Origin of the sequence: Streptomyces albus subsp. albus (assembly GCF_000719865.1) — a bacterium.
Lineage (GTDB): Bacteria > Actinomycetota > Actinomycetes > Streptomycetales > Streptomycetaceae > Streptomyces > Streptomyces albus_E.
In genome coordinates, this window is the sequence record NZ_JOID01000008.1 from 281,565 (window position 1) to 307,307 (window position 25,743).

The following is a 25,743-nucleotide window of genomic DNA, read 5'->3' on the forward strand; positions in this document are numbered from 1 at the left end:
GGGCCGCCCTGCTCGGCGGCCCGCCCTTCGGTGGTGCGGTGGTCAGTTGTTGGTGGTGTCCCACTTGTCTTCCGCGTTGTTGCGCGGGTCCTCGTGCCGCGCGATGTCCTGGTCGTGGACGTTGCGGAAGACGGTGACGACCTCGGCGGCGGCGTCCACGGCCTGCATCAGCAGGGCGTAGACCTCGTTCAGCGCGGCCCCGACTTCCTTCTCCAGCGGGAATTCGTCGTCGGAGCGCTCGGCGAGGATGCGGAAGGTGTTGGCGAAGGACTGGACGGCATAGGGCATCCCCTCGCAGGTCGCCAGGACGTGCATCATGCCGTCGGGGTCGTAGGACTGGGCGGCGGCTTCCATCTCGGCGGCGGCTTCGTGGAAGAGGAAGCCGGGCCCGCCGGGGGTGGTGTCGGACATGCCATCTCCTGTCGTGGCGGTGCGGGCGTTGTGGTGGCGCGGTGCGCGGGGAACCGTCGCGGCGACCGGCCGGGCGTCGTGCTCGTTGTCCTGTTCGGCCTGCTCGGCTTCGGCGTCGAATGCCTGCCGGATGGCCGCATCCCGGGCCAGTCGGGCGGCGTGCGCGGTGTTGGACAGGCGCCAGAACAGGCGGCGGCCCGGATACATCAGCCAGGACCAGCCCAGCTTGCGCCCGAGCCAGGTCGACGGGATGCCGAGGACGCCGACCGGGGCGGCCACCGCGGCCGCGGCCAGGCGGCGGCCCCAGTAGCGCAGGGCCGACCACACCAACAGGCGGCGCATCCGCCACCGGCACGCGGCCACCCGGCGCCCCCGGCGCACCTGTGCCAGCCGGGCGTTCGCCCGGCGGTCGCGGTGGCGACGGCTGTTGAGCCGGGCCACGTCAGCCATCCGCCGGGCCCGGTCCGCGGCGCGGCCGAGGATGCCGCTCCGGCCGGCCGTGCCCTTCCGGGCGGACCGGCGGGCCCGCTGGCGTGCCTTCTCGGCGCGGCGGCCGTCGGCCAGGCGCCGCCGGTCGGCAGCATCTTGCCGACGGCGGGCCGCCCGGGTCGGCGCCGACTCCTGCCGGGCCTTGCGCAGCGCCTTCACGGCCCCGGCACGGTCCCTGACCGCCCCGGGGGCCCGCCGGAGCGACGACCCCAGACCACCGGCCCGCGACTTCGCAGCGGCTGGGGGAACTGGGCGCGTGGAGCGAGCTTTCCCGGCACCGCTCGGCTTCCCGAGCCCGGCAGCACGGTGCCGCAGGGCTCCACCGGAGCCGGGCGTCCCCGGACGGGGCACGCGCCCGGCCGCCGACCGACTAGCCGCCGACCGACCGGCGCCCGACCGACCGGCGCCCGAGCGTCCGGCGCCCGAGCGGGTGCGGCCGGTGCCGCTGCTCCGGCCGCTTGTCGGCCGGGCGCCGGTCTTGGCCAGGGACACCCGCCCCCGTGCGGCGGCCGGACCACTGGAGCGGCCGGAGAGCGAACCGGCCGCCCTCCGGCGCTTCTTGGCCTTGGCTGCTCGGGCGGCCACGGTGCCGGTGGCCGCGGCGGCACCGGCCATCGCCAGCGAAGCCGCTACCGGGCCGCCGACCAGGGCCGCCGCGGAGAGCGCACCGATGGTGGTGTTGCCGGTGATGACGGCCAGCGGAACGGCCGGCAGTCCGCCCGGGGTGTGGACCGGGCCCCGGGCGGCCGTCGTGCTCGTGCCGACCGGGGCGGGGATCGTGGCGGGCGGTGGGTCGTCGGGCGGCGCCTTGGGGGGTGCCGCGGGGATGGTGGTTTCCGTCATGCTGGACTCCTCCAACTCTGCGGAGAAACGGAGACCGGCGCGGCCCGCAAGCTGCCAGGCCATCGGGCCGCGCCGGGCGTACACAGGGCGGCTTAGAGGTCAGCCGCCGTCGTTGTGGTCGGCGGTGTAGAAGAGCACCGGCCCTCGGGCGCCGATGTGGTCCACGGCGCGGGCCAGGACGTGCTGGTAGACCTCGGCACGGGTGGCGTTCTCCACCCACACCGTGCCGCTGATCGTGGCCAGCTTGGCGGTCGAGGTCTGCATGGTCATCACGTAGTGCCACTCGACCGCGTTCGGCGGGATATCGTTCACGCTCATCACTCCAATTCCAGGCTCACGCGGCGGATGGGACGGGGTAAGCGCAGGTCAAGCACATGCCGAGGGACGTCGGGATGCAGTAACCGGCATCGCGGCCGCACTCCGGGCAGGTGCGGCGGGCGCGCATGGCCAGCGCCAGCGCCGCCCACTTGCGGGAGGTCATCTGCCGCACCGGCACGGCCCGGTCGATGCGGTACAGGTAGGCGACGGCCACCCCGGACCGGCTGCGCCGGGAGCGCCGCATGAGCTGAGCGGCCACCGGCTGCCCGCCGGGCCGCAAGCCGCGGGCCCGTAACTGCCGGCGCGTAGCCAGCCCGTCCGGCGCCAGGCGCCAGGGATAGGTCGGGATGCCGTACCGGGCGCCGCTCGGGTCGTAGCAGGGACCGAACGCCGCAGACATCAGCCGGTCTCCTCACCGGCCGCGCCGACCGCCACCAGGTGCGGGTGGTGAGCCTCCCGCAACTCCTGGTACCGCGCGGAGACCCAGCCCACCGACCAGCCCGTCAGCTCAGCGGCCGACCGCACCGGCAACCCGGCGTCGAACGCCGCCCGCACCCGAGCCCGGGCCTGTTCTTCCTTGAGCTTCTCTGTGGCCGGTCCGGCGGCCAGCAGGGCGGCCCGTTCACGCTCGGCCCGCTCCGCACGCTCCTGCCGTTCACGGCGTTCACGCGCCTCACGCTCGCGGCGTTCACGCTCGCGCTGCTCGGCCTCTTCACGTTCACGGCGCTCACGCTCCCGCCGTTCCTGTTCACGCTCCCGCGCCAGGCGTTCACGCTCGGCCTGCTCGCGACGCTCGCGGGCCTCTTCCCACTCGCGTTGCTCGCGCCGCGCACGCTCCTCCCGCTCGGCCTGTTCACGGGCCAACTGCGCCTCGTGCTCACGCTGTTCACGCACTAGCCGCGCCTCGTGCTCCCGGCGCTCGCGCTCGCGCCGCTCGGCCGCCTCCACACGCTCAGCCGCGGCCCGCTCCCGTGCTTCCCGCTCCGCCCGCTCCTCGGCGTGCAGAGCGGCCACCGCGGCGGTGATGGCCCGCCGGTAGGCCAGGCCCGTTTCGGCGGTGACGATGAGCAGCAGCGGCGCCACCGCGTGCACCGCCACGCCCACCAGGTCCTTCCGGAGCGCGGAGTCGGCCACGTTCAGCGCCAGCGTCATAGCGCCGGTCATCCACCGCAGCACCACCGGCCACGACCCGCCGTGCCCACCGAGCCGGGCCAGCACCGAGTCCAGCCGGACCACGATCACCACCGCGGCATCCACCACCAGCGGCAGGATCGGCGCCGTCCAGTCCCACTCATCGGGGGTGTGCGCGGCCATGAGCGGCGTGACGGTCAGAACGGAGTAGAGCATCGCTCCGGCCACGATGAGCCAGGTCCCCACCGACAACGCGCGCTCCGCTGAACGCACCTGAACGCTGTTCAACCGGCCAACCAGGGACGCCTCCGGGACGCTGCTCACTGCACCGTCCCTTCCCGCCGCCGGGCCGCCCGCCCGTAGCCGACCAGCACCACATCGGCACCCGCCAGGCCGGTGTTCACGGTCAGGACCCGCGTCCCACAGCGGTGTTCGTGGTAGGTCACCCGCTCCGGCTCGATGCCCAGAGCACCGCGCCAGGCTTCGAACCCGGCCAGGTCGTCGTGAAAGGACAGCTCCAGCCGGTCCGGGTAGACGGTGGACACCGACACACACGGCGCCGGCAGTCCCGCGTAGTCCACGGCCAGCAGCCGCAACGCCACCAGAGCAGGCCCCAGGTCCTGCAACGTCTGCGTGCTCACGCGGCCACCGCCGTCCGGAACGCGGTCCGCACCACGGAGGCCGGCCGCACCGCGTTCGGCACCGCCAGCAGCTCCGGCGCGTGCGCCTCGATCACCTCGACGGCCGCCCGCGTCGCCCGGTCGGCCAGGCCCGGGTCGTCGGCGAGGATGTCCCGCGCCGCGTCCAGACGGGCCGCGCGCTCCTCGTCGCTCTCGCCGTCCTCCCCGAGCCAGAGCTCCACGGGAGTGCCCAGCGCCAGCTCGATGTAGTCGGTATCGGTAACGGCCTCACACCGGCCGATGAAGTTCTTCATGGATCTCTCCGGTTCCTTCCGTACGGACAGGGAGAACCGGAGCGGCGGGCTGTCCTTGGCCGGGAGTGCCGCCGCCCCGGGAAGATGCCGAGCCGCCCACGACAGGGCGGCCCGCAGACGTACATGACGGCCCGCAGAAGCGGACCAGCAGGGCTTCCCGCGCCCTGCGAAGCGGTGCGCCATCGTCACTGCTCTGGCGCCAGCAGGACGGCTTCACCCGGCCGCCACGGGGACAGGGACTCTCACCCCGTCGTCAGTTCACTGTTGAGTTCTCAAGTAACGAGCGCTTCCTTCGGACCCGTTTCACGGAGCCCTCCGGGCGCCCGGCCGCGCGCCGTCCAGCCGTCGGAGGCAGCCCAAAGAAGGCCCCTACCGGCGCTGTCCTAGGACTGCGACCGCTTGAGCAAGACAATGGCGCACAGTCCCAGGACTGTCAACAGTCCTGGGACTGTGTTTGACTTGCCTTGATGGAAGGAGTCCTTCATGGCGCCCAAATGGCGAGAGCTGGCGGACCGGCTGGCCGAGCGGATCCGGAGCGGCGAGTACGCGCCCGGTCAGCAATTGCCGCACATCAGAGACCTCGTGGACGCGGGCGAGGGCTCCAAGTCCACTGTCCACGCGGCCTATAAGGCCCTTGAAGCGGAAGGACTGGTCACTTCATCCCGTGGGCACGGCACGGTCGTGCGGCAGCAGGCGCCGCTGAAGCGGCTCGGCATCATGCGCTACGACAAGGCCAAGTGGCGCGACGGCGACGAGGTGGCGTTCATCGCCGACCGTGTGGCCTCCGGCCGGGCCTACCGACGGAACGAGCAGACACAGACGGTCAGCCTTGTCGAAGCCCCGCCGGCCGTCGCGGCCGCGCACGGGCTACCGGAAGGCGCGCCGGTCTACGCCCGGGCCCGACTGGTCAAGGAGGGCGAGCAGCCCACGCACACACTGACCAGCTACTACCGACCGGAGCACGTCGAAGGCACCCGGATCGTAGATCCCGCTCCCGGGCCTGCCGGCCGCGGTGGGGGCTTCCGAGTGCTCTATGACGCGGGCTACGAGATCGACCATATGAAGGAAGAGCTGTTCGCGCGCGCGCCTACGGCGGACGAGGTGAAGCAGCTCCAGTTGCCGCCAGGTGAACCGGTCGTTGAGCTTCACCGGACGACGTACACGGAGGATGGAACTGTGGTTGAGCACGCCATCGGTGTGCACGCTGCTTCACGGTTCGCCTGGGAATACGAATTTAAGGTTCCGGACTCGGCACAGGGCGAAGAGGAGTAGCAGTGATTTCTGAACAGTCGTGGGCGGACGCCCAAGTCCTATGGGAATACCATCAGATGCATCACGAGTGGCGGCCGTGCTCGGCCGCCATCGGACTCGGCAGCCACGACCTGAGCGTGGCCACCGTGGCGGCCGATGCGTATTTGGCTGGCTTGGTTCCCCTCATCGTTTTCACGGGCGCAAACAGTCCCACGACACGAGACAGAATGCCTAGAGGGGAGGCGCTGCACTATAAGGAGCACGCCATCGAAAAGGGAGTGCCTGAGTCTGTAATCCTGGTGGAACCTCGGGCTGCGAACACGGGCCAGAATATTGAATTTTCTCGGGCAGTCCTGGCTGATGCTGGGATCGTAGTGCAGTCGATTCTACTTGTGAGCAAGCCTTATGAGGAGCGTCGAGCAAGTGCTACAGCTCGAAAATTGTGGCCTGGTATCGATGTGGTATGTGCGTCAGCCCCCATGTCGCTTGAGTCGTACGTTGAATATATCGGGAATTCGAGCCTGGTAATCGACATGCTTGTTGGTGCGCTGCAACGCCTTATGGTTTACCCGAAACTGGGATTCATGGCGGAGGAAGTTGTGCCCCCTGAAGTCGTAGCATCGTTTGAGCGGTTGTGCGCTGCGGGGTTCGTGAACAGGCTTGTGTGATTCAGTCGGAGAGCCCGCCGATGCTTGTGCAGCCTTAAAGGTCTGCCCAGACGTTGAGGGTCATTTTGGTCGGAATTTCTCCGTGCCGACAACAGGAATTACCCCTTCGCCGTCCAGCGTCTTAAGCGTGCCAAGGAGCTTTCCTTGGGCCCAGCTATTCCATGACTTGGCGATGAGATTGTAAGAAGTGCGGCGCCCGGCGCTTGTGCCGAGAAGTACACGATCTCGGAAAAACCTATTCCGGAGCACGAGTCGAGGATCTTTTTGGTCCATGTTTGCGCCCGAAATCAGCCCGTTGGCCCAATCTTCAATTTTGTCTGCGTGTTCTGTCCTTGATGCCTGAGCTAGCACCACTAGGTGCGTGGGTTGATTGATGCCTGCCGCTCTGTACGCGGCGGCGGCGATCGGGGCCATCGTTGTGAGCTCAGGCCAGGCGGCCACAGCCCTCAAGATGTCGGCTGTCGAAGCCTTTGTGTCGTAGAACCCATCAAATAGCGTTACGGGATCCCACATTCGGTACATTTGGCCGATGATCCTAGCTGCCGCTGCAACGATGACGCGGTGTGGGATTTTCAGCAGCTGTGCGGCCTGCCTGCGGTGTCCTGAATCGAGGACATCGAAAGTCTCTGAATTGCATCCGGGGATTACGAGCATTTCAACGGAGACGCCGGAAATCTTGATTGCCATGAGGCGGTGTTGGCCGTCAAGCAATTTACCTTCCTTGTCGAAGGCGATTCCTTGATGTGTGGTTCTCCACTCCCCTCTTGCCATCGCCTTGGCGTATCGCTCATACACGGTATCGGAAAGAATTCGATTGGTTTCCGGGTTGCAGTGCTCCAGCCAGAGGTCCGCCATCTCTGGGGTGATCACCATGTACTGCGGACTGGAAGGTAGGAGTGGCATGTTGATCATGTCTCGGTGTGGCTCTTCTCGGAAGGCGTGAGTGGCGACCAAATTTTCGCATGTGCTGGTGCAGCGAGGAGACGACTCGTTGTGGATGGCCGCTTCTTTTCGACTGTGATCACATATGATGGAAGACTGACTATTCGCATGACCGTTGGTGATCTGTTCTTGGCATCTGCTTATTGTCCCGGCTCACGTGAACCCATATGTCAAACGGGGGGGCACGGTTGCAGCCGGTTGGTAACTGGCTCAGTGGCCTTCAATGGCTCCAGTGGCTAACGAGCAGAAGGTCACAGGGCGAGGTGCGGCCGCGGTACCCGTTGATGGGCCATGTCTGGGCCGAAGCCGCGGCGTGGCGGGCCGTTCGCTTCATCGGCGCAGGCCAGGACACGTGTCCGCAGGGGTTACGCAACCCTCTTGAAAACCGTCGTGGTGGCGACACCACCGTGGGTTCAAATCCCACACCCTCCGCCCACGGGACGGCCCTTGACCTGATGAAGTCCGGTCACGGGCCGTTTCCCTGTGCGCTGTCCACCGGCATTCCTGACGCCCCGTCGCTGTCGTACAACTGCGGCCTGCCGACGCAAAGTTCGGTCGATGCAGGGTGCGCGTCGCGGGCGGGCTCGCGGGCTCGGGGGCCGGCGGCTCCTGTCCGGCACCGGCCTCGCCGGCTTGTGAGCGTGGCTCCGTCCCCGTACCCGCCGAATACCGGCACGATGACGGACATGCTCGGGCGGCGCGGAACGGCATCTCACGGAGCCCCGCCGCCCCCAGCTGTCGCGGCGGTCCCTGCCACACCCCGCCCGGGGCGGCAAGTTCGCGCGCAGGTGGGCCGGCAGGTGCTGAGGTCCGTCTTCCCTGGTGAGAGCGGTGGCGTGGTGCTCCGCGGTGGCCGGTCCGGGCTTGGTGCAGACGGATGATCTCCATGGTCCCCGTCGCGTGTCACCCGCCGCCGCGCTCCTGGAACCTTTTCACTTCCCCGTATGGAACGACGAAAGAAGATCATCCAATACCTCGTGGCCATGCTGACCGCCCTGGCCTCGTTCATCGGGGGCCTGCTCTCCGCACCCTCCGCCGCCGCGCCGTCCGGGGCGGGCTCCGCCGGCGCCGGCGCGGTCCCGGCCGGCGGCTCCGGCGGTTCCGGTGCCGCCGGTACCTCCGGCGGCGGGAGCGGGGCCGGATCCGGTGATCCGCGCGAGCAGGGCGCGGAGATCTTCCGGGGCTACGGGTTCGACACCTGCCGCACCCCGTCCCTCGGTGCCATGAACGCCTGGCGCAAGTCCCACTACCGGGCCGTGGGCGTCTACTTCGGCGGCAGAGGACGCGCCTGCAAGCACCAGCCGAACCTCAACCGCCGCTGGACCCTTGCCGTCCACCGCGCGGGCTGGCGGCTGCTGCCCCTCTACGTCGGATCCCAGTCCCCCTGCGTGCGCAGCGAGAACAAGAGACACGCCCCCATCGGCGACCAGCCCTGGAGCGAGGGCACGTCGGAGGGCCGTGACGCCGTGCGCCGGGCCTCGGCGCTCGGCATGGCCGAACGCAGTCCCCTCTACCTCGACATGGAGGCGTACGACCACGACGACCCCCGGTGCGCCCGCACCACCTTGCGTTTCGTCCGGGCCTGGAGCCGCGAGGTCCGGCGGCACGGATACCTCCCCGGCTTCTACAGCAGCGCGGCAACCGGCGTGGCGCACATGGAGCGAGCGCGCCGGGACGGTGTGCGGGATCTGCCCGAGGTGATGTGGTTCGCCCGCTGGGGCGCCGAACCGGCGGTCCGGGACGAGCCGGTGCTGGACAGCGGTGCCTGGCAGCCGCACCGCAGGATCCACCAGTACGCGGGAGACGTCACCGAGAGCCACGGCGGGGTGCCGATGCAGATCGACCGCAACGCGGTCGACGCCCCCGTCGCCGTCATCGGCTGAGCCGGCCCGCGGTCCTCCGCCCTGCGCCACCCTGATACCCGCGGTCCTCCGCCCGCGCCACCCTGATACCGGTGGGCGCCGCCTCTCCCCCTCCAGGGGGTAGGGCTGGGTGCACCCCTACAACCTGAGGCGGACGCCGCTTCGGCACCTGCGGGCGATCCGTCGTGGGACGCCCGCTCATAGCGTTGAGCCATGACCACGCCAGTCCGCACCAGTGCGACCGCGACCCACTTCACGTCCTATGTACGGGCCCGCGGGCCGGTGCTGCTGCGTACCGCCCGTTCGCTGACACCGGACCCGTGCGACGCCGAGGACCTGCTGCAGACCGCGCTGACCAAGACATACCTCGCCTGGGAGCGGATACAGGACCACCGGGCGCTGGACGGTTACGTCCGGCGCGCCCTGATCAACACCCGCACCTCGCAGTGGCGCAAGCGCAGGGTCGACGAGTTCGCCTGCGCCGAGCTCCCGGAGCGTGAGGCCGCCCCGGCGCCGGACCCGGCCGAGCAGCAGGTGCTGCGCGACGCGATGTGGCGTGCGGTGCTGCGGCTGCCCGACCGCCAGCGGGCCATGGTCGTCCTCAGGTACTACGAGGATCTGAGCGAGGCGCGGACCGCCGAGGTGCTCGGGGTCTCCGTCGGCACGGTCAAGAGCGCGGTCTCGCGGGCGCTGGCCAAGCTGCGGGAGGACCCGGAGCTGCTGCCCGTGCGCGACTGACCTGCGCGCGTACCGGACAGTATGCGGAACCGCGGTTACCGGGCGGATTGCAGAAGCGTTACCTCAGGGGTAGTGACATACCGCTTGGTATGGCCGCAGAATCAGCGGCACATTACCGCTGTGTAACCGCTGCCCCGGGAGGCCGACGGTGCTGAGCACAATGCAGGACGTACCCCTGACCGTGAGCCGCATTCTGCGGCACGGCTCGACGATCCACGCCACCTCGCAGGTCATCACCTGGACCGGGGAGGGCGCACCGCAGCGCCGGTCCTTCGCCGAGGTGGGGGAGCGCGCCGGGCGGCTGGCGCACGCGCTCCGCGACGAACTCGGCGTCCACGGTGACCAGCGCGTCGCCACGCTGATGTGGAACAACGCCGCCCACCTGGAGGCGTATCTCGCGATTCCCTCCATGGGCGCGGTGCTCCACACCCTGAACCTCCGGCTGCCGGCCGACCAGCTCACCTTCATCGTGAACCACGCCGAGGACCGCGTCGTCCTCGTGGACGGCTCGCTGCTGCCGCTCCTCGCCCCGCTGCTCCCCGCGCTCGGCACCGTCGAGCACGTCGTCGTCTCCGGGCCGGGCGACCGCTCCGTCCTGGACGGCTGCCGCCCCCGCGTGCACGATTACGAGGAGCTCATCGCCGGCCGCCCGTCCGACTACGCCTGGCCGGAGATCGACGAGCGCGAGGCCGCCGCCCTCTGCTACACCTCCGGCACCACCGGCGACCCCAAGGGCGTCGCCTACAGCCACCGCTCGGTATATCTCCACTCGATGCAGGCCAACAGCGGCGAGTCCTTCGGCGCCACCGGGGCCGACACCGTGCTGCCCGTGGTGCCGATGTTCCACGTCAACGCCTGGGGCCTGCCGCACGCCGCCTTCATGGCCGGCACCTCGCTGCTGATGCCCGACCGTTTCCTGCAGCCCGCGCCGCTCGCCGAGATGATCGAGGCCGAGCGGCCGACGATCGCCGCCGCCGTCCCCACCATCTGGCAGGGCCTGCTGGCCGAGCTGGACGCCAAGCCGCGCGACGTCTCCTCGCTGCGCAGCGTCGTCATCGGCGGCTCCGCCTGCCCGCCGTCCCTGATGCGGGACTTCGAGGAGCGGCACGGCATCACCGTCGTGCACGCGTGGGGCATGACGGAGACCTCGCCGCTCGGCAGCATCGCGCACCCCCCGGCCGGGGCGGACGAGGAGGCCGCCTGGGCCTACCGCGTCACGCAGGGCCGTTTCCCCGCCTCCGTCGAGGCGCGGCTGGCCGGGCCCGGCGGTGACTTCCTGCCGTGGGACGGGCAGAGCGCGGGCGAACTGGAGGTGCGCGGACCGTGGATCGCGGGCGCGTACTACGGCGGCGCGGACGGCGAACCCTCCCGCCCGGAGGACAAGTTCAGCCCCGACGGCTGGCTGCGCACCGGTGACGTCGGCACCATCAGCCCGGACGGCTACCTCACCCTCACCGACCGCGCCAAGGACGTCATCAAGTCCGGTGGCGAGTGGATCTCCTCGGTCGAGCTGGAGAACGCGCTGATGGGCCATCCGGAGGTCGCGGAGGCGGCGGTCGTCGCCGTTCCGGACGAGAAGTGGGGCGAGCGCCCGCTGGCCACCGTCGTGCTCAAGGAGGGGGCTACCGCGGACCTGGAAGCGCTCAAGGCCTTCCTCGGTGAGCGGATCGCCCGCTGGCAGCTGCCGGAGCGGTGGTCGGTGATCGAGTCGGTGCCGAAGACGAGCGTCGGCAAGTTCGACAAGAAGGTGCTGCGCCGGCAGTACGCGGACGGGCAGCTGGACGTCACGCAGGTATGACGACGGGGCTCCGGCCCCGGTCCCCCCGGCCTCCGGCTTGCGGTCCTCGGCCTCCGGCCCCGGCGCGGGCCGGTTCCGGACCGCCCGCCGACCGGCCGCTGTCGCTCTGCCCACAGGCGGGTGGCGGCGGCCGGTTGCCGGTTGCCGGTTTCCGGTCTTCGGCCCTCGGCGCGGGCCGGCTCCACATCCGGCCCGCGACCGGCCGCTGTCGCTCCGCCCACGGGCGGGTGGCTGGCGGCCGATAGCCGGTTTGGATCTTCGGCTCCGGGCGCCGGCCGGCTCCGCATTCGGACTGGCCGCCGTCGCTTTGCCGGCTGGCGGGTGGCGGCGGAACGGTCGCGTTGACGGCCGTCGGCAGGAGGCCCCGTTGCGGCTCCACGCCTGTACCTGGGGCCGGCCTGTTCCGCTTGGAGTGCCGCGTCGGGTGCCTGTGTCCGTGTCCGTGTCCGTGTCCGGAGCTTCCGGGGAACGGCTCGGTCTCCGGCCTCGCCGGGCTGTCGAGCCGTCCCCCGGTGAAGCCCGGACGGGAACCGGTCCGGCGACGGAAGCCGGCTCGGACACCGTCCGGCTGCCCGGAAGCGCTGTCCCGGCGCCGGCCGCCGAGAGAGCCCGGTCGTTCGTGAGGGGCGGGAACCCGGCCGGTGCCGGTCAGTTGGCGCCGGTCTTCGCCGGCAGGTCGACGATACGGTCCTGCACCTCGGGGCTCGTCGAGCGTTCGGCCGGGAACAGCACCGTCTTGCCCGCGTTCGGCGGCCGGACGCCGCCCGGCTGCCCGGAAGCGCCGTCACGGCGCCGGCCATCGGGACGGGTCCGGTCGTTTATGAGGGGCGGGGACCCGGCCGGTGCCGGTCAGTTGGCGCCGATCTTCGCCAGCAGGTCGACGATACGGTCCTGCACCTCGGGGCTCGTCGAGCGCTCGGCCAGGAACAGCACCGTCTCGCCCGTGTTCAGCAGGTGCAGATCCGCCGGGTCGATGCCGGCCGAGGTGTAGACGACCAGCGGAGTGCGGCTCAACAGCCCGTTCGCGCGCAGCCAGTCCACGATTCCGGCCCGGCGGCGGCGTACCTGCGTCAGGTCCATCACCACCAGGTTCGGCCGCATCTGCGCCGCCGGCGTGACCGCGTCGGCGTCCGAGACGGCGCGCGCCACCTGCATCCCGCGCCGTTCCAGGGTCGCCGCCAGGGCGCCCGCGATCGCGTCGCGCTCCTCGATCAGCAGGACGCGCGGCGGGTGCTGCTCGCTGTCGCGCGGGGCGAGGGCCTTCAGCAGCACCGCCGGGTCGGCGCCGTACGCGGCCTCGCGCGTGGCCTGGCCGAGACCGGCCGTCACGAGGACGGGCACCTCGGCGGCGACCGCGGCGGCCCGCAGCGACTGCAGCGCGGTGCGGGTGATCGGCCCGGTGAGCGGGTCGACGAAGAGCGCCGCGGGATAGGCGGCGATCTGCGCGTCCACCTCCTCGCGGGAGTTGACGATCACCGGACGGTAGCCGCGGTCGCTCAGCGCCTGTTGGGTGCCCGCGTCGGGAACCGGCCAGACGAGCAGCCGGCGCGGATTGTCCAGCGGCTCCGGCGGCAGTTCGTCGTCGAGCGGCGGACCTGCCTGCGCATCGGTGACGTCGACCGCGCCGTTCGGGCCGTCCAGCGGCTCCGGGCCCTCCGCGCCTTCCTGGGGTGCGCCTATCGCGTAGGCGCGGCCGTCGCCCTGCGAGTCCAGCAGCCGGGGCGGCTGCTGCGGGTTCGGCTGGGGCGCGGCCTGCTGCCCGGGACGCCTGCGTGCGGGCGCGGGCGGGGGCGCGGCGGCGGCCGCCGGGGCGGGCTCCGTCTCCGGCGGGGCCGCCAGCTTGCGGCGCCGGCCGGCCGGCTGGGGGGCGGTCTGCGGCTGTTGCTGTGTCCGTGGCTGCTGGGTCTGCTGCGGGGGCGAAGCCTGTGGCTGCTGCTGCTGCTGCTGTTGCTGCTGCGTCCGGCTGCGGTCGGCGATCTGCTGGACGAACGGCACACCCTGGCCGAGGGTGCGCACGCTGATCGAGCGCCCCTGAGTGGTGTCCGCTTCCTGGGCGGCGGGAAGCGGCGGCCGGGTCTGCTGCTGTGCGGCCTGCCGGCTCTGCCCGAGAGGCACGGCCTGCCGGGGCGCCTGCGGTGCGGGTGCCGGCTGTGCCCGGCGCGGTGCCGGCTGAGGCGCCTGCTCCGGCGCCGGCTGGGCGCGGCGGCCGGTGGCGGCGGTGCCGCCGGGGGACGGGGCCCCGCCGTCCGCGGCGGGCTGCTGCGGATACGGGCCCGTACCGGTCTCCTGCGGCCCGCCCGCGGGACCGGCGACAGCGGCCCCCCGGCCGTCCGTACCCCACCCAGCGGGCTGCGCCGGCGGCTGCGCGGCCGGTGCCGGCGACACGGCGGCAGGCGCGGGACCGGTGGTGGGCGCCGGGGCGGGGGACGCGGCCGGCCGGCCGTCCCAGCCCTCGGTGCCCCACCCCTGCTGCGGCTGCCCCTCCGGCCCGGCCTCGGCCTCGGGCGCGGGGCGGGCACGGCGGCGGCCGGAGGGGAGCGGATGCGGCTGCGGAGGGGTGTGGTCCCCGTCCGGGTCGGAGGGGAACGGGCCGTGCGCCTCCTGTTCGTACGCCTCCTGTTCGTACGGCTGTGCGGGCTGTGGGCGCGGCGGCTGGGGCTGCCGCGCCTGCTGCCCGGACCCGCCGGCGGTCGGCGTGTCCTGGGCGTACGGCCGCACAGCGGCGCTCTCCGGGGCGTACGGCCGCGGGCCGCCCGCGTCACCACCAGGGGCCGGGACGGGCGGGGCGTCCCCCGGCCCGGGCGGCACCGGAACGGCGACGGCCGGGGCTCCGGAGGGCGGGGGCGGCAGCCGGTCGGCCTCGGCGGGCGGCAGCGCGAACGCCTGCCGCCCGGCGGCGGGTTCGGCGGGGCCCGGCTGTGCCTGGGGCGCCGGCTGTGCCTGCCCGGGCGCCTGCTGCCGCGGTTGCGGCCGGGTCTGCGGCTGTGGCTGTTCCGGGATCGGGCGGTCGCCCGGGGCGAGGGCACGGCGGGCCCGCCGGCCCGCGGGGGCACCGGCCACCTGCTGGGGGAGGGCACCGCTCTGCGGTCCGCCGGCGCCCGTACCGCCGCCGGGCTGCGGCTGAGCCGCGGGGGCCTGCGCGTCCTGCGGCCGCGCCGGGCGCGGCAGCGCGGCCGGACCGGGCGCGGGCTGCGCACCCCAGCCCTCGCCCGCGTTCGGCACGGGCTCCACGGCTCCCGGCTCACCGGCCGGACCGGGAATCCGGCGGGCGCGCCGGCCCGCCGGGGGCTGCTGCGGGGCGTTCTCCGCGGACGGGGCCCGGTGCGCTGCGGACGCGTACGCGTCCTCGCCGGTGGCGTCCTCCTGGGGCGCCGGCCATGTCGTGGGCGTCGTCGCCACCGCGGCCTGGTGGGGCGCGGGAGCCGGGTGTTCGGCGCCGGGCCGCGGGTACGGCTGTGCGGCCCCGGTCGCGGGCGCGGCCCCGGCCCCGGTCGCGGCCCCGGCCGCGGGCAGGGCGGGCCGGGCCTGCTGCGGGCCGGGGGAGCCCGCACCCTCCGGGGCGTCGGCGGGGGGACCGCCGTGGCGTGCCCGGCGGCCCGGTGGAGCGGCGGTCTCCGCCTGCGGCGGGACGGGAACGCTCTCCGCTCCGGGCCGTTCCTCGGCGGGGCTGGGGCGGCCGCGGCGCCGGCCGGTGGGCCGGGGAGCGGCGACGGTCGCGGGGTCCCCCGCGTCACCGGTCGCCGGGGGCGCCGTGGAGTGCGCGGGTGCCACGGGGAGCGCCGGGGGCACGGGCGTCGCGGGGGGCACGGGTGCGGCCGGTTCGCCGGGGTTCTGGAGACCGCCCCCGGCCGGGCGCAGTTCGGCGGCGGCCGTTCCGCCCTGCCGCCCGGCGTCGCTCGCGGCCGGAGGCAGCGCGGGCATGGCGCGCCGCCCGGCGGAGGTCTGCGACGGGGGGTGCGGGGAGGCCGGCGCGGGCCTCCGCGGGCCGGGACCGATCTCCCGGCGCGGGCCCCGCCCGGGGCGGGCCGGTACCGGAACGCCCGGCGCGGCGCCGGAGCCGTCGCCCGGACCGCTCTCCGCGGGCCCGCCGGCCGGGGCACCGGCGGGCGCCGCCGCGGACGCGTCCGGGCCGTCGGAGGCCGTGCCGCCGTCCGTCTCGTGGGCCGGGGCGCTCGCACCGGCGTTCGGCATGCCGGGGGCTCCGGGCGCCTCGGGTGTGCCGCGCGCCGGGGCGGTCGGCACCGGCATCACGGTGGCCGCCGTCTCCCCTTCCCGGTCGCGGTCGGCGTCGCCCTGCGGCCGGGCGGCGGCACCGGCGTCCGCGGTGAGCGGCACTTCGAGCACGTACGCGCTGCCGTCCACCCCCGGCACCTCGTGGGTCTGCAGCACGCCGCCGTGCCGCCGGACGATGCCGCGCACGATCGGCCCGTGCACGGGGTCGCCCGCCGTGTACGGCCCGCGGACCTCGATCCGTACGACCTCCCCGCGCTGGGCGGCGGCGACGACGATCGTGGAGTCGCCGGAGCCGCCTCCGGCCATCGTGTTGCCGGTGGAGTCGACCCCGGCCACATCGGCGATCAGGTGCGCCAGGGCCGTGGCCAGCCGCTCGCCGTCGACCTCCGCCTCGATCGCGGGGGCGTGCACCGCGAACTGCGCGCGCCCCGGTCCGATCAGCTCGATCGCGCCCTCGACGCCGGCCGCGACGACCGCGTCCATCGGGACGGGCTCGCGCCGCAGCTTCTCCTTGCCGGCGTCGAGCCGCTGATAGGCGAGGACGTTGTCGACGAGGGTGGTCATCCGGGAGTACCCGGCGGCCAGGTGGTGGAGGATCTGGTTGGCCTCGGGCCAGAGCTGTCCGCCCGGGTCGGCGGCGAGCCCGCCGAGCTCACCGCTGAGCTGGTCCAGCGGTCCGCGCAGCGACTGGTCCAGCACGGCCAGCAGCTGGGCGTGCCGGGCCGCCAGGGCGTCGTACTGCCGCCGGTCGGTGAAGGCCAGGACGGCGCCCACCAGTTGGTCGCCGTCCCGCACCGGGGCGGTGGTGAGGTCGACGGGCACCGGCCGCCCGTCCTTCGCCCACAGCACCTGGCCGCGCATCCGGTGCTTCAGCCCGGACTTGAGCGTGCCGGCCAGCGGGGTCTCCTCGAACGGCAGCGGGGAGCCGTCGGCGCGCGAGTGCTGGATCAGCGGATGCAGTTCCTTGCCGCCCAGATCGCTCGCGCGGTAGCCGAGGATCTGCGCGGCGGCGGGGTTGACCAGGACGACCCGGCCCTCGCCGTCCACGCCGATGACGCCCTCGGCCGCCGCGCGCAGGATCATCTCGGTCTGGCGCTGCTGGCGGGCGAGTTCGGCCTCGGTGTCGAGGGTGCCGGTCAGATCGCGGACGACGAGCATCAGCAGTTCGTCACCGGTGTAGTGGTGGTGGTCCGCGTAGGCCGCCTCGAACGCGGACTCGTACGGCGTGCGGCCGTCCTCCAGGTTCGCGCTGGTCACCTCGACCGGGAACTCGCTGCCGTCGGTGCGCCGCGCCACCATGCGGGTCGGCTTGGTGCGGCCCTCGTCGCCCTTGTCGGGACGGCGCATCGAGCCGGGGATGCGCTTGGAGTCGAACGACGGCAGCAGGTCGAGCAGACCGCGGCCGACCAGCGCGGTTCCGGGCGACTCGAAGGTCTCCAGGGCGATGGTGTTGGCGTTGACGACGGTGCCGTTGCAGTTGACCAGCAGCAGGGCGTCGGGCAGGGCGTCGAGTATGGCGGCGAGGCGAGCAGCGCCTCGGGATGGCCTGCTGCTCACGACGGCGCTTCCTTCCTGTTACCGCGTATTGCCGACAGTCCCGGGCATCCTGGCGCGCGTTCCGAGGTCTGTCACTGAAGGGAGTCTACGGGCAGCCGCCCGGCGGACGGCGGTGGATGAGGGGAGGGGAGAAGTTGACCTTGTGCGGGTCGGCGCAGGTCCGGGCGAAACGGGCATATGGCGTGTGGCCGTGCCCGCGGGTTCCGGGTGAGCCGCCATGCGGCCGCCGAGCGAGCCGGCGGCGGCCCGGGCGGGTGAGGAGGGAGACGTTCGTGCGGAGCCGCCCGGCCCCTTCCGGTGCCTCCGCTTCCGGCCGCCCGGTTCCGTGGCGCCCGCCGGCCCCGGCCCTCGGGTCCCGGACACGCCGGTCCGGTCGCCGGCCCGGTCAGTGGCCCACGTCGGGAAGGACGGGGCGGAGGCGGTTCCAGCGGGCGATCTCGCAGCCGTTGACGCGGTTGAAGCGGGCGTTCACCGGACGTCCGGCCCAGGAGCCGGTGATCCGGGCGGTGGCCGGGCCGCCGTAGATCATGGTGCAGTCGGTACGGGGCGGGACCGGGGCGAAGGGGTTCCTGCCGTACCGGGTGAGCTCGTCCAGCCGCTTGCAGGCGGCCCGCGCCCGGGGGTGGGTGCCGCCCGGCGGATGGCAGTCGAGCGAGTACCGGCCCTCCGGGACGCGTCCGCTGCCGCCGTCGCGGACGACGATGACCAGCCGGTCCTCCCCCGCCGGGGGCACCCGGTGGCCGTCCGCCGGCGCGGCCGGGGGAGACGGCGGGGACGACGGGGACGGCTGCGCGACGGCGCCGGCCGCGGGGGCGGCGGTGAGGAGCGCGAGCGCGCAGAGCGCGCCGGTGGTGAGACGGCGGAGCGGCATGGGTGTCTCCTGGGGTGCGGTGGACCGGGCGACGGGGAGGGACGACGCTTCTCGCGCCGTCCCGGCGGGAGGGGTCCGGCCGGACCCACGGGCCCCGTCTCTCCTAACGCTGTGGGCGCCATTGCGTTGCGCAACCCGGCCGCGTCCGTACGTACGAGCGCTCCCACCTCGGTGCGGCCTGCCCGGTGCGGGGCCCGGCATCGGGGGGTGGGGGCGGCGGGCGACGTGCCGGATGCCGCGAGCGCAGGGGCACGCCGCGCGCCGGGGCACGCCGGACACCGGCGTGCGGCCGGGATGACAAGGTCCGGCCGGGGTGACGGGACCCGGCCGGGTGGTGGGGCGGGGAGCGCGCGCCCGCCCGCCTTCACCGCGCCTTCCGCGCGCTCCGCTGATCCCGGTGCGGACCGTAAGGGCTTTGCCCTGGGACCCGCGCGCCGAGTACGGTGGGGTCCGATTGGTGACAGCCCATGAGGCTGTGCCATCATCTGCACACGCCACTCGCGGTCACGCGGGCGGCTGTGGAGGCTTCGCCTAGTCTGGTCTATGGCGCCGCACTGCTAATGCGGTTTGGGGTAACCCCCCATCCCGGGTTCAAATCCCGGAGCCTCCGCTCGATCCTCAGGATCATTGAAGCCCCGGCCGTCGGCCGGGGCTTCCGCCGTTCGCGAGGTCCCGGAGAGGTCCCCGAACGGTGATTTCCGCAGGTGGGGGCGGGTCCGGACAATGGATTTCGCCTCACGCGGCGGGTCATGTAATGTTGTTCCCGCAACGCCGACCGGCCGGAAACGCCGGAAAAGCAAGCGCTCGTAGCTTAACGGATAGAGCATCTGACTACGGATCAGAAGGTTGCAGGTTCGAATCCTGCCGAGCGCGCACAGCTCAGAGGCCCCCGGATCATCCGGGGGCCTCTTGCGTTGCCGTGCAGCCGTGCAGCCGTGCAGCCGTGCAGCCGTGCAGCCGTGCAGCCGTGCAGCCGTGCAGCCGCGCGGTGCCCCACGCGCCGGCCCGGCCCTGCCCGCCCGAGTGCGGCCGGCGCGCGGATCGTGTGGCCGCTCTCGTCGCGCGCCGGGGGGACGGGCGGCAGGGCGGCGTACGCCGGCGTCGCATACTGGCGGCTCCGTGAACGCCGAGCCGGGGAGCATGCCGTATGAGCGAGAGCGAGGGGACCGGGGCGCCCGGGTACGCCGTGCGGGGCGCGGGCCCGGCCGGGAGCGGGGCCCCGGCCGGCGTATCCCGGCGGCCCGGGAAGAGCCCGGTGGAGGGCTCGGTGCAGGGGCCGGTGGGAGAAGGGACGGAGGTGCGGGAGGTGGCCCGGTTCCGGCGGGAGCTGGGGCTGTCCGGGCTGATCGACGTCCACACGCACTTCATGCCGGAGCGCGTGCTGCTCAAGGTCTGGGCCTACTTCGACGCCGCCGGGCCGCTGACCGGCCGCCCCTGGCCGATCACCTACCGTCGGCCGGAGGAGGAACGCACCGCCCTGCTGCGGGCCTTCGGCGTGCGCGCCTTCACCTCGCTGCTGTACCCGCACAAGCCGGGGATGGCCGCCTGGCTCAACTCCTGGTCCGCCGATTTCGCCCGCCGCACCCCGGACTGCCTGCACTCGGCGACCTTCTTCCCCGAGCCCGGGGCCGGGGAGTACGTGCGGGCGGCGGTCGAGGGCGGTGCCCGCGTCTTCAAGTCACACCTTCAGGTGGGGGCGTACGACCCGAACGACCCGCTGCTCGAACCGGTGTGGGGGCTGCTGGCGGAGGCCGCCGTCCCCGTGGTGATCCACTGCGGCTCCGGGCCCGCCCCGGGGAGGTTCACCGGTCCGGATCCGGTCCGCCGGCTGCTCGCCCGTCACCCCCGGCTGCGGCTGATCGTCGCCCACATGGGCATGCCGGAGTACGCGGAGTTCCTGGAGCTCGCCGAGCGTCATCCGGGGGTGCGGCTGGACACCACCATGGCGTTCACGGACTTCTCGGAGGAGCTCTCCCCCTTCCCCCGGGCGGAGCTCCCCCGGCTGGCCGCGCTCGGCGACCGCGTGCTGCTGGGTACCGACTTCCCCAACATCCCCTACCCGTACGCGCACGCGCTCCGGGCGCTGGCCCGGCTGGACCTCGGGGACGACTGGCTCCGGGCCGTCTGCCACGACAACGCGGCCCGCGACTTCGGGATCCGGCCCGCGGAACGCACGGCGCCCGGAGCGGACGGCCCGTGAACCGAGGGGGCGTCCGCTCCGGGCGGGGGTCGTGCGGGGTGGCGCGGCTGGTGCCTCAGCCGCGCTGTCCGTCCTGCAGGGCGGCCGCGGCCGACCGGTGGCTTCCGGTGGCGGCGAGCCGCGCGGGGGCTCCGGCCTCCGCGGTGGTTTCCGTATCCGAGGGAGTCACCTGCTCCGCGTCCGGGGTCTCCCGGCCGGCCGTCGCCTTCTCGTCCGGGGCCCGCCGGGCGGCCGCCTCCTGGAGGCCGCCGGCCGTCTTCAGCGGTACTTCCTTGATCAGCAGCGTCAGCACCAGCGCGACCAGGGCGATCGGGGCCGCGTAGAGGTAGATGTCCGCGACGCCGTGTCCGTAGGCGCCCTCGACGACCGTGCGCACCGGCGCGGGGAGCGTGTCCATGTCCGGGATGCCGCCGCCCGTGCCGGACCGCGGGACACCGATCCCGGCCAGGCCCTCGCGGACGTAGCCGGTGACGCGGTGGCCGAGGACCGCGCCGAGCGCCGAGACGCCGATGGCGCCGCCGAGGGAGCGGAAGAAGGCCACCACGGAGCTCGCCGCCCCGAGGTCGCCCGGCTCCACCTGGTTCTGCGTGGCCAGCACCAGGTTCTGCATCATCATGCCGACCCCGAGCCCCACCACGGCCATGAAGACGGCGAGCTGCCAGTAGGCGGTGTCGTAGCGCATGGTGCCGAGCAGGCCGAGGCCCGCGGTGAGCAGGACGGCGCCCGTCACCAGCCAGCGCTTCCAGTGGCCGGTCCGGGTGATGAGGACGCCGGAGACGGTCGAGGAGAGGAACAGCCCCGCGATCATCGGGATCGTCAGCACGCCCGACATGGTCGGCGACTCGCCCCGGGCGAGCTGGAAGTACTGGCTGAGGAAGACGGTGGCGCCGAACATCGCCACACCGACGAAGAGGCTGGCGAGCGAGGTGAGCGTGATGGTCCGGTTGCGGAAGAGGCGCAGCGGGATGATCGGTTCGCTCGCCCGCGACTCGACGAGGACGAAGGCCAGCCCGAGCACGAGGGAGCCGCCCACCATGACCGCGGTCTGCCAGGAAGCCCAGGCGTACTGGTCGCCGGCCAGGGTCACCCAGGTCAGCAGCAGCGACACGGCCGCCGCGACGAGGGACGCGCCCGCCCAGTCGACCTTCACCTCCCGCTTGACCACCGGGAGCCGGAGGGTCTTCTGCAGGACGATCAGCGCGGCGACGGCGAACGGCACACCGACGTAGAAGCACCAGCGCCAGCCGAGCCACGAGGTGTCGGTGATGACCCCGCCCAGCAGCGGGCCGCCGACGGTGGCGACGGCGAACGTCGCCCCGAGATAGCCGCTGTACCGGCCGCGCTCGCGGGGCGAGATCATCGCGGCGATCACGATCTGCGTGAGCGCGGTCATGCCGCCCATGCCCAGACCCTGGACGGCCCGGAAGGCGATCAGGGTGCCGGTGTTCTGGGCGAGCCCCGCGCCGGCCGAGGCCAGCACGAAGACGATCAGGGACAGCTGGATCAGGGTCTTCTTGCTCGCCAGGTCGGCGAGCTTGCCCCACAGCGGGGTGCTCGCGGTCATGGTGAGCAGGGACGCGGTGACCACCCAGGTGTACGCGCTCTGCCCGCCCCCGAGGTCGGAGATGATCTCCGGCAGGGCGTTGGAGACGATGGTCGACGAGAGCACCGCGACGAACATGCCGAGCAGCAGTCCGGACAGCGCCTCCATGATCTGCCGGTGGGTCATGGGCGGGGTGTCGCCGGCGGACGAGCCGGGGACGGCGTCCCTCCGCGCGCCGGCGGACGGGGTGGTGGCCATACGGTTCCTTTTCCTCACGGAGATCACGGGAGCACTGGGCGGAAGGGGAGCGGGGCGGAAGGGGAGCACGGAGCTCACGGGGATGTGGACGCGGGGGCGGAGGCGTGACCGGCTGCTGGGGCCGGGCCGGCGACCGCGGTCCGCGGGTGCCGGTCACGGCTCCGGCAGGTGTCGAAACCGGCCCGCAGCCGGGCCAGCAGTTCGCTGAGGCGCTCGACGTCCTCGTCGGGCCAGTCCGCCAGGGCCTCGGCGAGGGTCGCCGCGCTGCGGGCGGACACCCCGCGCAGCAGTTCGCGGCCGCGGGGGCTCAGGCTGAGCAGCCGGGACCGCTTGTCGAGCGGGTCGGGCGCGCGGTCGATCCAGCCGCGGTCGACGGCATGGGCGACGTGCCGGCTGGTCACGGACATGTCGATGCCGAGCAGCTCGGCCAGCCGGCTCATGCGCATCTCGCCGTGGTGGTGGAGCAGCGCCAGCACGGTCGTCGAGGCGGGCTGGCAGTCCGGCGGGAGCGCGCGGGAGAGGCCGCGCCTCACCGCCTCGATGCCGCCGAGACGGCGGGCCAGCTCCTCGAAATGGCTCAGCTCCGCCACACAGCCCTCCTTGGTAGTTGCTCAGGGCAACGGTAAGTTCTGTTGGTTGCTGAAGGCAAGTTCCTGTGGGGCCGGTACGGGTAAAGGAACGGGAAAGACGGCGCGGCGGCCGGCGGCTCGTGGATGCGTCCTGGACCGGGCGGGGTGCCGAACCGGTCCCAGGCGGAGCCCCGGCCCCGGTGTGCGGACGGCCCGCGGGCCCCGGGGGTTGGGGGGCGGGCGGAGGTTCGCTAGGGTCCGCCCATGACGAACAACCCTCACGGCCCCGCGCCCCAGCAGGACCCCGCGGGCAGCACCCAGATGTTCCGTGCCTTCGTCGACGAGGGCGCTCCGCAGCGGCAGCCCGCCCCCGCCGCTTCCGGGCCGCGCGTCGGTCTGATCGTCGGTGTTCTCGCCGCGATCGTGATCATCGCCGGGGTGGCCTGGCTCGCCCTGGCCTGAGCCGCCGCCCGGCACCGGGTTCCGGCCCGGCCGCGGCCGTCGTGCCGCGCCTCCCCCTTCGTCACGTCCCTCGTCGCGCGGACGGGCCCCACAGCACCGGAGAGTGCTGTGGCGGCCGTCCGCGCGTACGCGTCACCGGCCGCGGGGGCCCGCGGCGGTCACTCCTCCGAGACGAGGCCCTCGCGGAGCTGGGCGAGGGTGCGGGTGAGGAGCCGGGAGACGTGCATCTGGGAGATGCCGACCTCCTCGCCGATCTGGGACTGCGTCATATTGGCGAAGAAGCGGAGCATGATGATCTGCCGCTCCCGGGGCGGGAGTTTGGCCAGCAGCGGCTTGAGCGACTCCCGGTACTCGACGCCCTCCAGCGCCGTGTCCTCGTAGCCCAGACGGTCCGCGAGGGAGCCCTCGGTGCCGTCCTCCTCGGCGGTGGGCGAGTCCAGGGAGCTGGCAGTGTAGGCGTTACCCACCGCGAGGCCGTCGACGACGTCCTCCTCCGAGACGCCGAGGCAGGCCGCGAGCTCGGGGACGGTCGGGGAGCGGTCGAGCTGCTGGGAGAGCTCGTCACTCGCCTTGGTGAGCGCGAGCCGCAGCTCCTGGAGCCGGCGCGGGACCCGCACGGACCAGCTGGTGTCCCGGAAGAAGCGCTTGATCTCCCCCACGACGGTCGGCATCGCGAAGGTGGGGAACTCCACGCCCCGTTCGCAGTCGAACCGGTCGATCGCCTTGATCAGGCCGATGGTGCCGACCTGGACGATGTCCTCCATCGGTTCGTTGCGGCTACGGAAGCGGGCGGCGGCGTAGCGCACCAGGGGGAGGTTCAGCTCGATCAGGGTGTCCCGGACGTAGGCACGCTCGGGGCTGTCCTGGTCGAGAAGGGCGAGCCGCAGGAACAGGGAGCGGGAGAGGGTGCGGGTGTCGATGGCGGCGCCGTCGTCAAACACTTGCGGTGCGTCAGTGGTGAGCACCTTCGAGCTGCCCAGTTCTACGGACATGCCACCCCCTTGGGTTGCGGACGAGTCGCAGCGGCATCCTCCCGGAAGAGGAGAGCCGGCCTCCACCTGAATACCGGAAGCGGCGCCGCGGCAAACACAGTTCCAGCAGAATGTCACATGTCGGCAACGCGCTGTAGTGCCAAGTCGATTTATCTGCGCCGGAATGACCACTCGTCCCGGTTACGCCTCGATTCTATTGGCGGACCTCAGGCGCGCGAAGCTCCTCGACAGCAGCCGTGACACGTGCATCTGACTGACCCCCAGCTCCGCGCTGATCTGCGACTGCGTCAGATTGTTGTAGTAGCGGAGCATCAGGATGCGCTGCTCGCGCTCGGGCAACTGGACCAGGAGATGCCGCACCAGATCGCGGTGCTCGACACCGGCGAGCGCCGGGTCCTCGTAGCCCAGCCGGTCGACCAGGCCGGGCAGCCCGTCGCCCTCCTGGGCCGCCTCCAGCGAGGTCGCGTGGTACGAGCGGCCGGCCTCGATGCAGGCGAGCACGTCCTCCTCGGGGATGCGCAGGCGCTCGGCGATCTCGGCGGTGGTGGGGGACCGTCCGTGCTGCACCGTCAGATCCTCGGTGGCGCCGTTCACCTGGACCCACAACTCGTGCAGCCGGCGAGGCACGTGGACGGTGCGGACGTTGTCGCGGAAGTAGCGCTTGATCTCGCCGATGACGGTGGGCATGGCGAAGGTGGGGAACTGGACGCCGCGTTCGGGGTCGAACCGGTCGATGGCGTTGATCAGGCCGATGGTGCCGACCTGGACCACGTCCTCCATCGGCTCGTTGCGGCTGCGGAAGCGGGCGGCGGCGTAGCGCACCAGCGGCAGGTTCGCCTCGATCAGGGCGGTGCGCACCCGGGCGTGCTCGGCGGTGCCGGGGGTCAGTCCGGAGAGCTTCTGGAAGAGGACCTGGGTGAGGGCGCGGGTGTCGGCGCCCCGGCTTTCGCGGGATCGGCCGATGCCGCTCCGGAAGGGTGTCGCGGGCGCAGCGGGCGCGGTGCGAGCCGAAGCGGTCATGCCACCCCTTCACAGAAGTCATCATCCGGCAAAAGCGGTCATAGCATCACAAGACATGCGCGTCGTGTGCAAGCACCGGATACCGCCGTGTCCGTGGCAAGTTGGGCCGTCGGCGCGGCCGGTGACGCCGGCCCGGCAGTCGTTGCGGATCAGCCGCTCCGGGCGTCCCGCGCCCGCTCGCGGGTGTGCCCCGGGGGTGTTCGGGTCGGGGCCGGGTACGGCGGCGGCCCCTCACCCGGGGTGGGTGAGGGGCCGCCCGCGGCCGGTCGCGGCCTCAGAACTCGTAGTCGGCGATCACCCAGGTGGCGAACTCGCGCCACATCGCCGCGGCGGCCTGGTGCGCCGGGTGCTCCAGGTAGCGCCGCAGGGCGTCCGTGTCGGCCACGGCGGAGTTGATGGCGAAGTCGTGGGCGATGGGCCGGTCGGTGATGTTCCAGGCGCACTCCCAGAACTCCAGCTCCGGGATGACGTCGCCGAGCCGGCGGAACGCCTCGGCGCCGGCGACGGCCCGCGGGTCGTCGCGCCGCACGCCGTCGTTCAGCTTGATCAGGACCAGATGGCGGATCACGGGACGCTCCTCGCAGGGCTCACGGGCTCACGGCTCGCCGGACCGGCGGGGACCGGCGGCTCCGGCCGGTCGCCGGAGGCCCGTG

The 25,743-nt window shown here is 72.9% G+C and carries 21 protein-coding genes and 2 tRNA genes; 9 read left to right on the forward strand and 14 right to left on the reverse strand.

Features of this window, described 5'->3' with window-relative positions; all coding sequences use genetic code 11:
• Positions 1-42 precede the first annotated feature (42 nt).
• The 6 genes from IF83_RS34670 to IF83_RS0110105 form a co-directional block, all read right to left on the reverse strand.
• Positions 43-1,743, reverse strand: coding sequence for a hypothetical protein (locus tag IF83_RS34670; protein ID WP_030543751.1), 1,701 nt, complete (start codon positions 1,741-1,743; stop codon positions 43-45).
• Positions 1,744-1,842: 99 nt separating this feature from the next.
• The gene (locus IF83_RS0110085) at positions 1,843-2,061 is read right to left on the reverse strand and encodes a hypothetical protein (RefSeq protein ID WP_019707444.1); all 219 of its coding nucleotides are present in this window, start codon (positions 2,059-2,061) and stop codon (positions 1,843-1,845) included.
• A gap of 16 nt (positions 2,062-2,077) precedes the next feature.
• On the reverse strand, positions 2,078-2,461 hold the full coding sequence (locus IF83_RS0110090; RefSeq protein WP_019707445.1) for an RRQRL motif-containing zinc-binding protein: 384 nt from the start codon (positions 2,459-2,461) through the stop codon (positions 2,078-2,080).
• Positions 2,461-3,480 (reverse strand): hypothetical protein, encoded by a 1,020-nt coding sequence (locus IF83_RS0110095; RefSeq protein WP_030543752.1) that lies wholly within the window; start codon positions 3,478-3,480, stop codon positions 2,461-2,463. Before IF83_RS0110095 ends, IF83_RS0110090 begins: the two co-directional genes overlap by 1 nt.
• A gap of 32 nt (positions 3,481-3,512) precedes the next feature.
• A complete protein-coding gene (locus IF83_RS0110100; protein WP_050930676.1) occupies positions 3,513-3,833 on the reverse strand; it encodes a hypothetical protein in 321 nt (106 codons plus the stop codon).
• Positions 3,830-4,126 carry a hypothetical protein gene (locus IF83_RS0110105; RefSeq protein WP_019707448.1) on the reverse strand — a complete coding sequence of 99 codons (297 nt, stop codon included), beginning with the start codon at positions 4,124-4,126 and terminating at the stop codon, positions 3,830-3,832. Before IF83_RS0110105 ends, IF83_RS0110100 begins: the two co-directional genes overlap by 4 nt.
• Before the next feature lie 483 nt (positions 4,127-4,609).
• Between IF83_RS0110105 and IF83_RS0110110 the strand changes: the two genes are divergently transcribed.
• Together IF83_RS0110110 and IF83_RS31910 are read left to right on the forward strand one after the other, a co-directional pair.
• Positions 4,610-5,398, forward strand: coding sequence for a GntR family transcriptional regulator (locus IF83_RS0110110; protein WP_019707449.1), 789 nt, complete (start codon positions 4,610-4,612; stop codon positions 5,396-5,398).
• 2 nt (positions 5,399-5,400) lie between these two features.
• A complete protein-coding gene (locus tag IF83_RS31910) occupies positions 5,401-6,045 on the forward strand; it encodes a YdcF family protein (RefSeq protein WP_078843326.1) in 645 nt (214 codons plus the stop codon).
• Positions 6,046-6,105: 60 nt separating this feature from the next.
• On the opposite strand, the gene IF83_RS31915 is transcribed toward IF83_RS31910, so the two are convergent.
• Positions 6,106-6,918: a hypothetical protein gene (locus IF83_RS31915; RefSeq protein ID WP_244176962.1), complete on the reverse strand. Its 813-nt coding sequence runs from the start codon at positions 6,916-6,918 to the stop codon at positions 6,106-6,108.
• A 1,013-nt stretch (positions 6,919-7,931) separates the two neighbouring features.
• Here IF83_RS31915 and IF83_RS0110115 point away from each other — a divergent pair.
• The 3 genes from IF83_RS0110115 (at position 7,932) to IF83_RS0110125 (ending at position 11,385) form a co-directional block, all read left to right on the forward strand.
• Positions 7,932-8,870 carry a DUF1906 domain-containing protein gene (locus IF83_RS0110115; RefSeq protein WP_030543754.1) on the forward strand — a complete coding sequence of 313 codons (939 nt, stop codon included), beginning with the start codon at positions 7,932-7,934 and terminating at the stop codon, positions 8,868-8,870.
• A gap of 192 nt (positions 8,871-9,062) precedes the next feature.
• Positions 9,063-9,587 (forward strand): SigE family RNA polymerase sigma factor, encoded by a 525-nt coding sequence (locus tag IF83_RS0110120; RefSeq protein WP_030543755.1) that lies wholly within the window; start codon positions 9,063-9,065, stop codon positions 9,585-9,587.
• Positions 9,588-9,735: 148 nt separating this feature from the next.
• Positions 9,736-11,385, forward strand: a complete 1,650-nt coding sequence (locus IF83_RS0110125; RefSeq protein WP_030543756.1) for a long-chain fatty acid--CoA ligase — start codon at positions 9,736-9,738, stop codon at positions 11,383-11,385.
• Positions 11,386-12,234: 849 nt separating this feature from the next.
• Here the strand turns inward: IF83_RS0110125 and IF83_RS0110135 are convergent.
• Together IF83_RS0110135 and IF83_RS0110140 are read right to left on the reverse strand one after the other, a co-directional pair.
• Positions 12,235-17,175 (reverse strand): PAS domain-containing protein, encoded by a 4,941-nt coding sequence (locus IF83_RS0110135; RefSeq protein ID WP_078843328.1) that lies wholly within the window; start codon positions 17,173-17,175, stop codon positions 12,235-12,237.
• A gap of 385 nt (positions 17,176-17,560) precedes the next feature.
• The gene (locus tag IF83_RS0110140; RefSeq protein ID WP_037679393.1) at positions 17,561-18,046 is read right to left on the reverse strand and encodes an SSI family serine proteinase inhibitor; all 486 of its coding nucleotides are present in this window, start codon (positions 18,044-18,046) and stop codon (positions 17,561-17,563) included.
• Between the two features lie 520 nt (positions 18,047-18,566).
• On the opposite strand from IF83_RS0110140, the gene IF83_RS0110145 reads away from it, so the two are divergent.
• The 3 genes from IF83_RS0110145 to IF83_RS0110155 all read left to right on the forward strand — a co-directional run bounded on the left by IF83_RS0110145 (position 18,567) and on the right by IF83_RS0110155 (position 20,246).
• Positions 18,567-18,656: transfer RNA gene (locus IF83_RS0110145), tRNA-Ser, on the forward strand.
• 190 nt (positions 18,657-18,846) lie between these two features.
• Positions 18,847-18,919: transfer RNA gene (locus IF83_RS0110150), tRNA-Arg, on the forward strand.
• A 274-nt stretch (positions 18,920-19,193) separates the two neighbouring features.
• A complete protein-coding gene (locus tag IF83_RS0110155) occupies positions 19,194-20,246 on the forward strand; it encodes an amidohydrolase family protein (protein WP_078843329.1) in 1,053 nt (350 codons plus the stop codon).
• 55 nt (positions 20,247-20,301) lie between these two features.
• On the opposite strand, the gene IF83_RS0110160 is transcribed toward IF83_RS0110155, so the two are convergent.
• The gene (locus IF83_RS0110160; RefSeq protein WP_394297310.1) at positions 20,302-22,047 is read right to left on the reverse strand and encodes an MDR family MFS transporter; all 1,746 of its coding nucleotides are present in this window, start codon (positions 22,045-22,047) and stop codon (positions 20,302-20,304) included.
• A gap of 74 nt (positions 22,048-22,121) precedes the next feature.
• Positions 22,122-22,637 carry a MarR family winged helix-turn-helix transcriptional regulator gene (locus tag IF83_RS0110165; protein ID WP_078843330.1) on the reverse strand — a complete coding sequence of 172 codons (516 nt, stop codon included), beginning with the start codon at positions 22,635-22,637 and terminating at the stop codon, positions 22,122-22,124.
• 243 nt (positions 22,638-22,880) lie between these two features.
• Between IF83_RS0110165 and IF83_RS0110170 the strand changes: the two genes are divergently transcribed.
• Positions 22,881-23,078 carry a hypothetical protein gene (locus tag IF83_RS0110170; protein WP_030543762.1) on the forward strand — a complete coding sequence of 66 codons (198 nt, stop codon included), beginning with the start codon at positions 22,881-22,883 and terminating at the stop codon, positions 23,076-23,078.
• 158 nt (positions 23,079-23,236) lie between these two features.
• Here the strand turns inward: IF83_RS0110170 and IF83_RS0110175 are convergent, their stop codons facing one another.
• The 3 genes from IF83_RS0110175 to IF83_RS0110185 all read right to left on the reverse strand — a co-directional run bounded on the left by IF83_RS0110175 (position 23,237) and on the right by IF83_RS0110185 (position 25,658).
• Positions 23,237-24,070: an RNA polymerase sigma factor SigF gene (locus IF83_RS0110175; protein ID WP_030543763.1), complete on the reverse strand. Its 834-nt coding sequence runs from the start codon at positions 24,068-24,070 to the stop codon at positions 23,237-23,239.
• Positions 24,071-24,250: 180 nt separating this feature from the next.
• Positions 24,251-25,090: an RNA polymerase sigma factor SigF gene (locus tag IF83_RS0110180; protein WP_030543764.1), complete on the reverse strand. Its 840-nt coding sequence runs from the start codon at positions 25,088-25,090 to the stop codon at positions 24,251-24,253.
• 274 nt (positions 25,091-25,364) lie between these two features.
• Positions 25,365-25,658, reverse strand: a complete 294-nt coding sequence (locus tag IF83_RS0110185; RefSeq protein WP_030543765.1) for a Dabb family protein — start codon at positions 25,656-25,658, stop codon at positions 25,365-25,367.
• Positions 25,659-25,743: the final 85 nt, after the last annotated feature.